This window comes from Pseudomonas sp. 30_B (assembly GCF_017491605.1).
Lineage (GTDB): Bacteria > Pseudomonadota > Gammaproteobacteria > Pseudomonadales > Pseudomonadaceae > Pseudomonas.
In genome coordinates this window covers 1-14258 of the sequence record NZ_JAFGYY010000038.1, presented here as the reverse complement: position 1 = coordinate 14258, position 14258 = coordinate 1, and the positions used below count along the sequence as shown (strand labels likewise).

Genomic DNA, 14258 nt, shown 5'->3' with positions numbered 1-14258 from the left:
GTGAGTCTGGATGGATCAGGAAGGCGGTCGTTGTCGCGCCAGGACCATGCGCAGCAGCATCACCGCCAGGGTGAGGACGATCATCAGGGTGGACACGGCGGCGATCGCCGGGTCGAGGTTGTAGCGCAGGCCGTCCCAGATGCGCTTGGGCAGCGTCACCACGTTCAGGCCGCTGGTGAACAGGGTTACCACCACTTCTTCCCAGCTCATCACGAAGCCCATGAAGAAGCCGCCGAGGATGCCGCCGCGCACGTTGGGCAGCAGCACGTGCCAGAGCGTCGGCCAGAGCCCGGCGCCGAGCGAGCGCGAGGCCTTGTACAGGCTCAGGTCGAGCCGTGCGTAGGCCACCAGCAGGGCGATCACCGAATACGGCAGCGCCATCAGCAGGTGGCCGAAGCCGACGCCCAGCAGGTTGTCGAGAATACCCAGGCGCGCGTCGAGGTAGTAGATCGACATGGCCGAGACCACCTGCGGGACGATCATCGGCAGCAGCACGATCAGCGTCAGCACGGCGCGGTAGCGCCGCTGCAGCCAGATGCCGGTGGCGAACAGGAAGGCCAGCGCGGTGGACAGCGCGCCGACCACAAGCGCCAGGCCCAGGCTCTGCAGGATCGACAGCAGCCAGGCGCCGTCGAACAGCATCGCGTAGTGCCGCAGCGACCAGCCGCCCTCCGGGAAGGCCAGGTAGCGCTGGTTGCCGAACGACAGCGGCACTATGACCAGGATCGGCAGCAGCAGGAACAGCGCGGACAGCGTCAGCGCGGCCCAGGATAGCCAGCGCCCCAGCGGCGGGCGCGGCAGTTGCGGCTTTTTCACGCCCTTGGGCATGGCGGAGAGATAGGTTCCCTGCGGAGTCACAGCTCAGTCCTCCCGAGCAGGCGGCGGTAGCCGATGAGTTGTCCGAACAGCAGCGCGCAGCCCACCACCAGCAGCATCAGCACGATGCTCAGCGCCGCACCCAGGCCCCAGTTGGAGAGCTGGAACATCTGCACGTAGATGTACTCGGCGAGCATCGCGGCCTTGCCGCCGCCCAGCAGCGCCGGGGTGACGAAGCAGCCGAGGCTGAACACGAAGACGATGGCGGACGCGGCGACCACGCCCGGCAGGGTCAGCGGGATGAAGATGTCCTTGAGCGTCTGCCAGTGGCTGGCGCCCAGGCTGCTGGAAGCGCGCAGCAGGCTGTCGTCCACCTGTTTCAACGAGGACAGCAGCGGCAGCACCGCATAGGGCACCATGAAGTGCACCATGCCGATCAGCGCACCCAGCTCGTTGCGCACCAGCGGCGGCGGCGCGTCGAACCAGCCGGTGGCCATCAGCCCCTGGCTGACCAGCCCACCGTTGCGCAGCAGCACCAGCCAGGCGAAGGCGCGGATCAGCATCGACAGCCAGAACGGCAGCAGCACGAACAGCTCGATCAATTGCCGCCCACGCGGCGTCGCGAAGCGCCAGCGGTAGGCGATCAGGTAGGCGATGGCGACGCTGATCGCGGTGGTCAGCAGACAGATGCGCAAGGTCCGCCAGATCACCGCCTGCAAGTTGGCGTTGTCGGCAATGGCCGCGTAGTTCTGCGTGCCCCACTCCGGCAGGCTGAAGCTCCAGCCGAGCACGCCGAGCGTCGGCAGCAGGTAGCCGACCACGACGAGCACAGGCAGGGGCAGGATCAGCAGGCCGTAGACCGGCAGCACGCCGGGTGCGAAACGTCGCATCTCAGCCACCGATCAGCGCGAGGTAGCGCTCCAGGGTTTCGCCGTAGTGTTCGGCGTGCCACTTGTTGTTCAGCGACACCTGTTTCTTCAGGTTGTCCGGCGCGGTGGGGTTGATCGCCTGCAGCTGGGCGCTGAGCAGGTCGTTGGCCTTCAAGTTCACCGGGCCCATGTTGTAGACCTCCATGAGCCTGGCCTGCACCTCCGGACGCAGCGCGTAGGCGATGAAGTCCATGGCCGCCTTGGCGCCGGCCGGGTTGCCCTTGGGCACCATCCATACCGAGGGCGAGACGATGCCGCCGTCGAAGCTCCAGTCGATCTTGCCGGCGGTGTCGTTCTTCACCAGCTCGGCGCGGGTGTGCCACATCTGCGCCAGGCTCACCTCGCCGTCGCGGATCAGTTGCTGCGATTCGGCGCCGGTGGACCAGTGGGTGGCGATGTGCGGCAGCAGCTCCTCGATCTTGCGCAGGGCGCGGTCCACATCCAGCGGATAGAGCTGTTCCGGCGGCACGCCGTCGGCCACCAGCGCGCATTCGAGGTTGGCGCTCATCCACTTGTAGAGGGTGCGCTTGCCCGGGTACTTCTTCACGTCCCAGAAGTCGGTCCAGGACTTGGGCGGATTCTTGCCGAACCGTTCGTGGTCGTAGCCGATCACGTAGCTGTAGGTGTAATTGGCGAGGCCGAAGTCATGCACGTCGCCGTAGCCGATCAGCGATCTGTCGACGATGCCGAAATCGATGGGGGCAAGGAACTTGTCCTTGCCCAGCCGGTAGGACGAATACATCTCGCCGTCGCACACGTCCCAGCGCACCGCGCCGCTGCTCACCTGGGTCTTCAGCGCGCCCTCAGTGGGGCCGCTGCCGTCCACCTTCAGAGCAAGGCCGGAAGCCTGGTCGAAGCCACCGAAGCTCTTCTCGAAGGCCGGCACCGCATCACCGCCCCAGTTGGCCAGCACCAGGCTGCCGCCCGCCGCGAACGCCCGGCCACCGGCGCCGAAGGGCAGCGCGCTGGCGGCGGCGAGCAGCAGCAGGCTGCGGTTGAAATCGCGGCGGCTGATGCCGGTGCGCTCGCCCTTCTCGGCGGCGATCTCGATGGCGTCTTCGATGAAGCCCTGGCGTTCTTTCATGGTGATTGCTCCCCGATCGTTTGTTTTCGTTATGCGTGTGTCAGGCGGACAACAGGTGGCAGTGCTGCGGCGACCAGGTGCACCAGTAGCGCTGGCCGCTGCGCAGGTTGCCCAGCAGCGGGTGCGATACCGGCAGGCGCAGGTCGAGGCGATCGCCCTGCTCCAGGGTCAGTTCGAGGTTGACGTGGGCGCCCTGGTAGGTCGCCGCGCCGGCGGTGGCGCAGAGACCGTTGTCGCGGCCGGCGTCCTGCAGCGGGCGAAGGTCGATGTGCTCCGGGCGCACCGCCAGCCAGCTCTTGCCGCCCTGCCCGGTATTGGGTGCGTGCGCCACGCGCAGGTGCTGGCCACGGAAATCGCAGAGCGTGGCTTCGGCTTCGCGAGCGACCACGCCCACCTCCAGCAGGTTGGTGTCGCCGAGGAAGTTGGCGACGAAGCGGCTGGCCGGGCGTTCGTACACTTCGCGCGGAGTGCCGACCTGCTCCAGGCGGCCCTTGTTGAACACGGCGATGCGGTCGGACAGCGCCAGGGCTTCTTCCTGGTCGTGGGTGACGAAGACGAAGGTGGTGCCGAAGTCCTTGTGCATGCGCGCCAGTTCGCCCTGCATCTCCTGGCGCAGGCGGCGGTCGAGGGCGGACAGCGGCTCGTCGAGCAGCAGCAATTTCGGTTTGAACACCAGCGCGCGTGCCAGCGCCACGCGCTGCTGTTGCCCGCCGGAAAGCTGGCTGATACCCCGCTCGCCCATGCCGGCCAGGCCGACGCGCTCCAGCACCTCGGCGACCCGGCGCTCGCTCTCCGCGCCCGGCACCTTGCGGATGCGCAGCGGGTAGGCGACGTTCTGCGCCACGCTCATGTGCGGGAACAGCGCGTAGCCCTGGAACACCACGCCGAATTCGCGCTGGTCCGGCGACAGGTGGGTGATATCGCGGCCGTCCTGCTCGATGCGCCCTGCGCTGGGTTCGACGAAGCCGGCGAGCATCATCAGCGTGGTGCTCTTGCCGGAGCCCGACGGGCCAAGGAGCGTAAGGAATTCGCCCTGGCGGATGCTCAGGCTGAGGTCGCTCAGGACCTGCAGGTTGCCGTAGCGCTTGCCCAGGCCGAGCAAGTCGACGAAATGCTGCATGGCGGATCTCCAGCCGTTTTTTCTTGTTGATCGGTGTTGGCTTGGGCTCATCTTCTGTGCAAATTTAACTAACGACAATTCAATAGATTTCCATCTGAATCGTTAGTCAAATTCACCGAAGAAGGTCCTTCATGCGTCAGAACAGTGCGTTTCGCATGCCCTCGCTCATCGCCCTGCGCGCTTTCGAGGCGCTGGTCCGCCAGGGCAGCATCAGTCGCGCGGCGCTGGAACTGCACGTCACCCACGGGGCGGTCAGCCACCAGGTGAAGAAGCTCGAGGAAGAATTGGGCATGGCGCTGGTGGAGCGCCAGGGCAAGGGCGTCAAGCTGACCCCAGCCGGGCGCCAGCTGAGCCAGCAGATCAGCAGTGCCTTCGACCAGCTGCGCGACATCCGACGCGCCCTGCCCACCGAGGAGCCTGCCGGCGAGTTGCGCATCGCCTGCGCCCCGGCACTATTGGCGCGGGTGTCATCGCTGTTGGAGAAATTCCTGCGCAACTACCAGGAGGTCGCCCTGCACCTGCTGCCAATGAGCAGCGACCTGGGCCAGGTAGACATGGTGATTTCCTTTGGCGAGACGCACATCGAAGGCCAGCGCTTCGCTGCGCTGGGCGACATCCGCTACTTCCCTGTGTGCAGCCCGCGCCTGCTAAACACCCACGAGCACCTGCGCAAACCCCGCGACCTGGCGCGCCAGGTGCTGTTGCACGAGGACGACGGCTTCGACTGGAGCCGTTACTTCCTCGCCGCCGGCGTGCCCGGTTTGCAGGCGCGGCAGAACGTCTTCCTGCCCGACGCCTACCTGACCATCCGCGCCGCCCTGGCCGGCGGCGGCGTGACCATCAGCGATCACATCCTGGCCGGCGAGGAGCTGCACCAGGGGCGGCTGGTGCGCCTGTTTGACATCGACTTCCCGGCGCCCCACCCCTACTTCCTGATCATCCCGCCCCATGGCAACCAAGCGTTGGCGCGGGAGTTCGCGGATTGGCTGCTGCGGGAGCTGGAGGCGATTCCGGCGTTTGATTGAGGAACTGCGGGAGCCGGATATTCCTCTGCGCTCGGGCGGCATCGCGGGCATGGCCCGCTCCTGCAGGTTGGTATCGGTGCCGTCCATGTAGGAGCGGGCCATGCCCGCGAACAGCCGGGCAAAGAGCCAATCGCGGACGGAGTCCGCTCCCACGCAGGAACGAACTCCGATGAGCCGAGGGGTATCTCAGCCCTTCCGGTCGTTCAACAGGAAGTGCGACAACGCCGGAATGAGCAGCAGCGCACCGAGCATGTTCCAGAGGAACATGAAGGTCAGCAGGATGCCCATGTCGGCCTGGAACTTGATCGGCGACCAGGCCCAGGTGATCACCCCGGCGGCCAGGGTCACGCCCACCAGCGCCACCACCTTGCCGGTGAAGATCACGGCCTGCTGGTAGGCCATCGCCAGCGGGAATCCGGCCCGTTGCAGCTGCAACTGCACGCTGAGCAGGTACAGCGCATAGTCCACGCCGATGCCCACGCCCAGGGCGATCACCGGCAGCGTCGCCACCTTCACGCCGATGCCGAGGAACACCATCAGCGCCTCGCAGAGCATGGAGGTCAGCACCAGCGGCAACATGGCCACCAGGGTTGCGCGCCAGCTGCGGAAGGTGATCAGGCAGAACAGGCTGACCGCGCCGTAGATGTACAGCAGCATGGTCCGGTTGGCCTGGTGCACCACGCTGTTGGTGGCGGCCTCGATACCGGCGCTGCCGGCGGCGAGGAGGAACTGGCGGTCCGGCGTGCTGTTGGCCTTGGCGAAGTCCTCGGCGATGGTGGTGACTTCTTCCAGGGTCCTGGCCTTGTGGTCCTTGAGGAAGGCGATCACTGGCATCACCGAGCACTCGGTGTTGAACAGCTCGGGCGTGTTCACCGAGGCTTGCTGGGCCGAGTAGTTGAGCACGTCCTGGTTGCGCTGCAGGCTGGCGAACTTGGGGTTGCCCTCGTAGGTGCCGGCGGTGATCTGGCGCACCGCGTCGGCCAGCGACACGGTGGCCTGTACGCCTGGATGCTGCTGCAAGGCCCAGCCCAGGCGGTCGGCGAGGATCAGCGTCTTGTAGTTCAGGCAGCCTTCGGCCGGGGTCTTCACCATCACCGCGAACAGGTCGCTGGACAGCGCGTAGTGGCTGGTGATGTAGGCGTTGTCGCGGTTGTAGCGCGAGTCGGCGCGCAGCTCCGGCGCGCCGGCGTCGAGATCGCCGATCTTCAGGTGCTGGCTGACCATGAAGCTGCCGGCGCCGATCAGCGCGGCGACCGCCAGGGCGATGGTCGCCCAGCGGCGCTCGGTGAAGCGGTCGAGCAGGCTCCACAGCCGGCCCAGGCCCTGCTCGCGGGCTTCCTGGTGTTCCTCGCGCAGGGCGCGAGCGGCGGCACGCGGGCTGACGCCGATGAAGGACAGCGCCACCGGCATCAGCAGCAGCGAGGTGAAGACCAGCACGGCCACGCCGATGCTCGCGGTGATGGCCAGGGCCTTGATCACCGGAATGTCGATCAGCATCAGCACGCCGAAGCCGACGGCGTCGCAGAGCAGCGCGCTGACGCCGGCCAGGAACAGCCGGCGGAAGGTGTTGCGCGCCGCCACCTGGCGATGGGTGCCGCGGCCGATGTCCTGCATGATGCCGTTCATCTTCTGCGTGGCGTGGGAGACGCCGATGGCGAAGATCAGGAACGGCACCAGGATCGAGTACGGGTCCAGCGCATAGCCCAGCCAGGCGATCAGGCCCAGCTGCCAGATCACCGCCAGCAGCGAGCAGACGATCACCAGCAGGCTGCTGCGCAGGCAGCGGGTGTAGAGCAGGATGATGACGAAGGCCGAGACCACCGCCAGGCCGAAGAACATCATCACCCGCACCAGGCCGTCGATCAGGTCGCCGACCAGCTTGGCGAAACCGATGACGTGGATGCGCACGTTGCCCTTGCCCGGTTCGCCGGCCTCGAAGGCACGCTGGTCACCCTGGTATTCGTACTTCAGGCGCAGCGCGTCGAGCTGATGGGAGAATTGCCGGTAGTCGATGCCCTTGCCGGTGGCCGAGTCGTGGTCCAGCAGCGGCACCACCAGCATGCTCGAACGGAAATCGTTGGCCACCAGGCTGCCGACGATGCCGGCGCGGGCGATGTTCTGGCGCAGCTGGGCAATGCTCGGGGCGTCACCGGCATAGCCGTCGGGCATCACCGGGCCACCCTGGAAGCCTTCCTCGGTGACTTCGGTCCAGCGCACCGCCGGCGACCACAGCGACTTCATCCAGGCACGGTCGACGCCAGGGCTGAGGAACAGCTGGTCGTTGATCTGCTTGAGGGTGTCCAGGTAGGCCGGGGCGAAGATGTCGCCGTCGCGGCTCTCCACCACCACCCGCACCGAGTTGCCCAGGCCGCGCAGCGCGCCGCGATTGTCCAGGTAGTTGCGGATGTAGGGATGGCTCTGGGGGATCATCTTCTCGAAGCTCGGCTTGATCTCCAGGCGGGTCACCGCCATCCAGCCGAGCAGCAGCGTGACCACGGCGATCAGGCTGATGAAGAGGATCCGGTGGTTGAACACCAGGCGCTCCAGCAGGCTGCCGCTGTGCGCATCGAAGTCCCGCAGATCGCTGATGACGGGCAGCTGCCCTTGCTTGAGGTCGACCATAGGAGGCTGTCTCTTTCTTATTGTGAGAGCGGCAACGCGCTGCGTTGCAGACCGCGATTGCCGACCAGCAGCAGGCTGTCGGCGCTGACCAGGGCGCCGCTGACCGGCGTGCGCTGCGCGAGGGTCAGCGGCTTGAAGGTGGCGCCGCCGTCATGGCTGACCAGCCCCTGGCCGGCCTGGCTGAACAGGTAGAGGCCGCCATCGCCACCCTCGCTGGCCGCCGTGAGGCTGACCGGCAGGCCGGTGGCCACCTCGCTCCAGATCGCGCCGCCGTCGACGCTGCGCACGGCGTTGCCGCGCAGGCCGTAGGCAAACAGCAGGCCGGGCTTGCCGAGCACGCCGAAGAAGGTGCCCTTGTAGGGCGAGTTCAGCGCAACGAAGCGCTGGCCCTGCGGGTCGAGCTTGAGCAGCAGGCCCTGCTCGCCAACGATGAACAGCTCGCCACCCACCGCCGACATGGCGGTCAGGTGCAGCGATTGAGGATTGTCGATGCGATGGTTCCAGGGCTCCCAACTGCGCCCGCCATCGGTGGTGTGCAGGATCAGGTTGAAGGCACCGATCACGAAACCCTCCTGGGCGTTGCGGAACCAGAGGTCGAGGAACGGCTTGTCGGCCCCCTCCTCCTTCATGCGCCGCGACTGCTCCAGCAGGGTTTCGTTATCCGCCTGGGGGTGGGCCGTGTAGTAATCGAGCATCAGTTGGCCGATGGCGCGGCCATCGAGCTGGCGGGTCCAGTGTTCGCCGCCGTCGGCGCTGTGCAGCACCACGCCGTCGTGGCCCACCGCCCAGCCATCGCGCGGCGTGGGGAAGCGCACGGCGGTGAGGTCGGAGCTGACCGGCACCTCGGCCTGCCGCCAGTCCTTGCCGTCGTTGTCGGAATACAGGATGTGACCGCGTTGGCCTACCACCACCAGGCGCTTGTCGGCGCGGGCGATGGCCGCCAGCGGGCTGCTCATGGCCAGGGCGGTGGGCTGCGAGGGCAGGTCCAGCACGTCGACGAATTCGCCGGCAGCGGCGTGACCGGCGAGCAGCGCCAGTCCCAGCCCGGCGGAGGCCAGGGCGAGCTTGAAGGGAAATTGCATACGGCTACCTCGGTGGGAAAGGCGCGGCGGCCTCGTGAGCCGCCGCGACCGGACTCATCCGCTTAGCGGATACCGCTGCCCGCGAGGGCTTCAGGCGACCACTGGGTAGCGGCCAGCGGATCGATGTAGGTGATGCCGCCGTACGGGCCGACGACGCCGTTGATGTTGTAGGAGCCGGCGGTCAGGTCGTAGATCATGAACGGCGTGGCGTCCGGGATGCGCTTGTCGTAGCTCTGGCTGAGGAAGGCGAAGGAGCCGCGATACAGCTGGCCACGGGCGTCATACTGGTCGGAAGCAACAGCCACCCAGCTGTCCTCGTCGAGGTAGAAGCGGCGCTTGGCGTAGATATGGCGCGCACCGGACTTCAGCGTACCTTCGACGACCCACACGCGGTGCTTCTCCCAGCGCACGTAGTCCGGCGACAGGTGATTGGGCGTGACCACCGGCTTGATGTCGCTGGTGTAGGTCAGGCGGTAGGTGTTGTACGGCACGATCATTTCCTGCTTGCCCACCAGCTTCCAGTCGTAGCGGTCCAGCGCACCGTTGAAGACGAACACGTCGTCGTAGGTGCCGGCGCCGGCCATACCGGGGTTCGGCGTGTCGTAGGCCAGGTTCGGCGCCAGCTTCACGCGGCGCTGGCCGGGCAGGTATTGCCAGGCACGGCGCGGCTGCTGCAGCGGGTTGGCGGCGTCCTTGAGCATCATCGCCTCGCCGGCGCGACGGGCCGGGCCGCTGTAGTACAGCTTCATCTGGTAGTAGACCTCGGAGCCCTTCACCGGCTGGGTGAGGTTCTCGTAGATCGGGTAGTTGATGAAGGCCTGGCCGGTGGTGGCCAGGTTCGCGCTGCCGGAGGAGTCGACGTTCCAGGAGTCGTACTTGGCCTTGATGTTCACCCCCTGGTAACGCAGCAGGAAGTTCCACATGGCCTCGGCGCCGGTCTTCGGAATCGGGAACGGCACGCCCGGCAGTGCGTTGTCGATCGCGGTGCCGCCTTCCAGGGACTGGGTGGCGACGGCGTTCTTCTTGCTGTTCTCCAGCACCGCATCAGGCAGCGCGGCGGTGCGGTGGGTCGGATAGACGTCGACGCGGAAGCTCGGGTAGCGCTTGGCCAGCTCGACGGTGGTGGCGGTCAGCTCGTTCTTGTACTGGTCGACGTTCTTGCCGTCGATCACCAGCAGCGGCTTCTCACCGGCAAAGGGGTCCGGGCGCATGCTGTCGCCGGCCTTGAAGCTGGCCGGGGCGCTGGTCAGGCCACCGGTGTAGGCCGGAATCGCACCATCGCTGCTGGCGGCCTTTTCGGCGCCGACCAGGGTCAGGGTGGAGCCCAGCTGCGCGGCATCCTGGGGCGATACGGCGGCATGAGCGGCGCCGCAGAGGACCAGGCCGAGGGCCGTGGCGATCAGGGTAGGTTTGAGGTTCATGCTGTTTTTCTCCTGCTCCGGGTAGGGAGCCTGGGGTGAAATCAGAAGGTCGCCTTGAGGGACGCGGTCACCATGCCGCGGTCCTTCAGCAGAGGGGCGAGGCCGCCCTGCGAGGTGATCTGCCCGGGGATGCACTGGTACTGCCCATTAGCCCCGGGGGTGTTGTTGTCGTGTCCGCTTTCGCAGGTATCGAAGGGACCGAATGCGTCGACGTACTTCAGATCGACGCGGTATTTCTGATGGAAGTCCGCCGCCACGCCGACCGAGTAGCTGCCAGCGTCTTCGTTGCCGCCCAGTTGCACCGCCGAGTTGCCGTGCAGGCCGACGTTGTAGGCCACCGGCATGGACAGGTCGACGCCCGGGAAGGCCTGGTACCAGGTCGGGGTGAAGTTGGCGGACATGGCGTAGGCATTGGGGGTGACCTTGTCCACGCCGTGGTAGCTGGAGTCGCCCTTGAAGGTCTGTTCGCCTTCGGTGACTTCGACCAGGTGAGTCAGGGTGCCTTCCACTGCCAGGGACGAGGCGTCCCACAGCGGGGTGGCGCCGAAGGTCACCAGGCCGTTGAGCACCACGTGGAAGGTCTTGCCGCGGGCCAGACCGGTGTCGCCGTCGCTGGGCAGCGAGCCGATCAGGTTGGCGCCGTTGATCAGACCCTTCTGGGCTGCCTTGTAGAGAGTCGAGTTGACGGTGGTGAAGTTGCTCGCCAGCGGCATGTTCTCGCGGTAGTTCAGGTCCATGCCGACGCTCACCCCGCCGACTTCCTTCGACAGGCTGATGCCGTAGATGTCGATGTCGTCGGCGTAGGCGGTGAAGTAGTTCATCCCCTTCAGGCCGGCCAGACCCGGCTTCTGCAGGTTCGGCGCGTCCACCAGCACCGCCGGCAGGGTGTCGGAGGTCTTGCGGAAGTAGAAGCCGAGGGTGCCGTCGAGCCATTCCGGGCTCCACTTGGCCATCAGGCCGTAGTCGCCGGTGTTGTCGGGCTCGCGGTCATGGCCGCGCGGCGCGCCGTAGAAGGCATTGAGCGCCGGCAGCGGCAGCCAGAACACGTTGCCGCCGTCGTTGAGCATGTCGTACGGCCCCATGTAGGTGCCGCCTTCGGGGAAACGCGAGTTCTCGAACTCGAGGAAATACTGTGCGGCCAGGGTCAGCTCCGGGTTCACCGTCAGCGACGCGGACAGCTGGTTGCGCGGCATGAACAGCTCTTTCGCCTCGGTGCCCGGCACGTTGTACAGCTTGCCCAGGTCCAGGGCCGACTGGCCGTAGTTGATGCCGTTGGCGGCGCTGAACAGGGTCTCGCCCCAGTACACGGTGTGGCGACCGAGCTTGCCGCTGAGCAGCATGTCGTCACCCACCTGGCGGCTGCCGAAGACGAAAGCGTCGAGCAGCTCGCCGGAGGGGCCGTTGTAGTAGCGGTCGGCAAAGTTGCTCAGGCCGTCGGTGACGGGCTTGGCACCGGGCGGAACGATCACCTTGCCGTTCTTGGTGACCAGGTGGCCGGCGTTGCCTTTCTGGCCGGGGAACGGGTTGCTGGAGCCGACGTTTTCGTAGGCGTTGTCGTACCAGCCAGCGGCGCTGACACGGAAGCCCATGCTGTCGCGATAGACGAAGTCCAGCTCGCTGAGCAGGTCGAAACGCTGGGTCACCGGGCTGCCGGAAGAGAAGTTGCGATCACCGTCGTTGGTGTTGGCGGTGCCGGCGATCTTGCTGTTGGCCGCTTCCACCCGCTGCCCGTAGCTGAGCTTGACGGTATTGTCGAAGCGTACGGCGATGTCGGGGTTGCCGGTGTTCAGTTCGAACGCCTGGGCAGCGGTGCCGCCGAAGGCGCTGACGATTGCCGTGGCGAGAAGGCAGCGGCGCAGCCGCGGTGAGTTGCTCTGGTAGTGCATTCGTGTGCTCCATTTCTTGTTGTTATCGGGACGCTATCCGGGCCCGTCCCGCGGCCCTCGCCCGCGCCGCCGTCAGGGCGTACGCGAGCCCGCCCCGGCGCCAGGCGCCGGAACGTGAACTTCCTGTCAGGGATCAGCGATCCAGCATCTGGATCAGGTTGTCCGCCTCCGGCCAGTCACCGAAGCCGGATGCAGGGTTCATGTGGCCGACACGGCCCAGCTCCACCAGGCTTGCGCCCCAGGTGTCGGCCATGCGCTGTACGGCCTCGGGCGTGGCGAGCGGATCGTTGTCGCTGGCCGCCACCAGGGTCGGAAACGGCAGGGGTTGCTGCGGCAGCGGTGACCAGCCTCGTTCGGCGAGGCTCGCCGGGCTTGGGTAGTGCTCCGGCCACTGGCCATCGAGATCGGGCGGGGTCACCAGCAGCGCGCCCTTGATCGGGCGGTCATGGCGGGCGGCCCAGTGCGCCACCATCAGGGTGCCGGCGCTGTGGGCGACCAGGATTACCGGACCGTCGATCTGCGCCAGCTCGTGCTGGATGGCGGCGACGCGGGCGTCGAGGTCAAGCTTGTCCTCGGTCAGCGGCGGTACGCTGCGCGCATTGGGCAGGCGGGCCTGAAGATGGGTCTGCCAGTGTTCGGCCACGTGATCGCGCAGGCCTGGAACGATGAGGACGGTGGTGGAGTTGTTGTGTTTCACCGGGTCACCTTGCAGCTATTTTCGAACTTGTTGGACAAGACAGTAGAGGCAGCCCGGCTACGCTGCTTTGCATAGAACGTCAGGCACTTCGCAATTGATGACAGCACATTCGTCATCCGGCACTCTGTACCTGGGCCAAATCCCACGTATTACGCGAGCTAGGGCGGTTCGATGGTGCTCAGGACGCTGGTCGATATGCGAAACTTCGTACACGCTCTACTGAACTCACCGATAGAATCTGTCGTCATCGAACAAGCCATACGCGCTCCGGTGAGGGTTCGGCACCTGTCATTTAGTGACAGCCCCCACCGGCGCGACGCAGCCACAAGAACAAGAAGGCAATCGGCATGACCCCAATGGTTCGTATTGCGGCACTGACCAACTACCTGGAAGTGGCTCGCCACTTCGGCCTCAACCCCCAGCAACAGCTCAGCCAGGCGGGGCTCAGCCTGTCCATGCTGGAGCACCCGGAACAGCGCGTGCCGATCACCCCGGTGGTGAGCCTGCTGGAAGAGTCGGCCCGCGCCTGCGGCTGCGAGACTTTCGGCCTGCGCATGGCCGAATCGCGCCAGCTCGCCGATTTCGGCGTGATCAGCCTGCTGATCACCCACCAGGCGACCCTGCGCGAAGCCATCGACACCATCGTCCAGTACCGCCACCTGATCAACGAATCGCTGGCCCTGTACGTGGACCAGGAAGGCAAGACCGCGATCCTGCGCGAGGAGATCATCACCGTGCCGCCGATGCCCATGCGCCAGGGCATCGAGCTGGCCATCGGCACCCTCTATCGCCTCTGCGCCGCCCTCCTCGGCCCGCACTGGCGGCCGATGAGCGTGAACCTCACCCACGATGCGCCTGCCGACCTGCAGGTGCACAAGCGGCTGTTCGGCTGCAAGGTGGAATTCGGCAGCGAATTCAACGGCATCGTGATTCCGGCGGCCGACCTCGACGCCGCCAACCCCATGGCCGACCCGGCCATGGCGCGTCATGCGCGCAGCTTCGTCGACTCGCTACCCGGCGCCACCGACGGAAGCACCCTGAACGAGGTGCGCAAGGCCATCTACCTGCTGCTGCCCATGGGCCGCGCCACCATCGAGCAGATCGCCCAGTCGCTTGGGCTTAACGTACGCACCCTGCAGCGGCGCCTGGAGGAGAACGGCGTGACCTTCTCCGACCTGATCAACGAAGTGCGCCGGGAACTGGTGCTGCGCTACATGGAAAACCCGCGCTATTCGCTGAGCCGGATTGCCGACCTGCTCGGCTACGGGATGCCCAGCTCGTTCACCCGCTGGTTCACCATCCAGTACGGCATGTCGCCGGCGGCCTGGCGGCGGGAGCATATGGGGCGGGAGGGGGACTGAGGGCATTCGTCCTTCGTAGGAGCGAGCTTGCTCGCGAACTTGCCTGATGCCAGCCCTGCCGACGGATCGCGGACAAAGTCCGCTCCTACGCTGGACGCTGAACTCCCGTAGGAGCGGACTTCGTCCGCGATGCTCTTGCTCTTCGTAGGGCGGATAACGCCTAAGGCGTTATCCGCCGTTTTGGGGCTGGGTGTTTCTGCGCCGCTTCGGCGTGT

Annotated in this window: 11 protein-coding genes; 2 read left to right on the top strand and 9 right to left on the bottom strand. The window is 66.4% G+C overall.

The window, feature by feature from the left end; translation table 11 throughout:
- Nucleotides 1-15 precede the first annotated feature (15 nt).
- The 4 genes from J5M67_RS25790 to J5M67_RS25775 are packed head-to-tail and all read right to left on the bottom strand — an operon-like array spanning nt 16 to nt 3949.
- Nucleotides 16-858: an ABC transporter permease gene (locus tag J5M67_RS25790; RefSeq protein WP_207888264.1), complete on the bottom strand. Its 843-nt coding sequence runs from the start codon at nt 856-858 to the stop codon at nt 16-18.
- Nucleotides 855-1706, bottom strand: a complete 852-nt coding sequence (locus tag J5M67_RS25785; protein WP_081516856.1) for an ABC transporter permease — start codon at nt 1704-1706, stop codon at nt 855-857. The genes J5M67_RS25790 and J5M67_RS25785 overlap by 4 nt, the downstream gene beginning before the upstream one ends.
- 1 nt (nt 1707) lies before the next feature.
- Nucleotides 1708-2829: an ABC transporter substrate-binding protein gene (locus tag J5M67_RS25780; RefSeq protein WP_207888263.1), complete on the bottom strand. Its 1122-nt coding sequence runs from the start codon at nt 2827-2829 to the stop codon at nt 1708-1710.
- A 40-nt stretch (nt 2830-2869) separates the two neighbouring features.
- On the bottom strand, nt 2870-3949 hold the full coding sequence (locus J5M67_RS25775; RefSeq protein ID WP_207888262.1) for an ABC transporter ATP-binding protein: 1080 nt from the start codon (nt 3947-3949) through the stop codon (nt 2870-2872).
- A gap of 131 nt (nt 3950-4080) precedes the next feature.
- On the opposite strand from J5M67_RS25775, the gene J5M67_RS25770 reads away from it, so the two are divergent.
- Entirely contained in the window at nt 4081-4974 is an 894-nt protein-coding gene (locus J5M67_RS25770) for a LysR substrate-binding domain-containing protein (RefSeq protein WP_207888261.1), read from the top strand.
- Between the two features lie 186 nt (nt 4975-5160).
- On the opposite strand, the gene J5M67_RS25765 is transcribed toward J5M67_RS25770, so the two are convergent.
- From J5M67_RS25765 to J5M67_RS25745, 5 genes are all read right to left on the bottom strand, one after another.
- A complete protein-coding gene (locus J5M67_RS25765) occupies nt 5161-7596 on the bottom strand; it encodes an RND family transporter (RefSeq protein WP_207888260.1) in 2436 nt (811 codons plus the stop codon).
- Nucleotides 7597-7613: 17 nt separating this feature from the next.
- On the bottom strand, nt 7614-8678 hold the full coding sequence (locus J5M67_RS25760) for a YCF48-related protein (protein WP_207888259.1): 1065 nt from the start codon (nt 8676-8678) through the stop codon (nt 7614-7616).
- A gap of 62 nt (nt 8679-8740) precedes the next feature.
- The gene (locus J5M67_RS25755; RefSeq protein ID WP_207888258.1) at nt 8741-10099 is read right to left on the bottom strand and encodes a DUF1329 domain-containing protein; all 1359 of its coding nucleotides are present in this window, start codon (nt 10097-10099) and stop codon (nt 8741-8743) included.
- A 41-nt stretch (nt 10100-10140) separates the two neighbouring features.
- The gene (locus J5M67_RS25750) at nt 10141-11985 is read right to left on the bottom strand and encodes a DUF1302 domain-containing protein (RefSeq protein WP_207888257.1); all 1845 of its coding nucleotides are present in this window, start codon (nt 11983-11985) and stop codon (nt 10141-10143) included.
- Between the two features lie 133 nt (nt 11986-12118).
- Entirely contained in the window at nt 12119-12682 is a 564-nt protein-coding gene (locus J5M67_RS25745) for an alpha/beta fold hydrolase (RefSeq protein WP_207888256.1), read from the bottom strand.
- Nucleotides 12683-13038: 356 nt separating this feature from the next.
- Here J5M67_RS25745 and J5M67_RS25740 point away from each other — a divergent pair, with 356 nt between their 5' ends.
- Nucleotides 13039-14043: an AraC family transcriptional regulator gene (locus J5M67_RS25740; protein ID WP_207888277.1), complete on the top strand. Its 1005-nt coding sequence runs from the start codon at nt 13039-13041 to the stop codon at nt 14041-14043.
- Nucleotides 14044-14258: the final 215 nt, after the last annotated feature.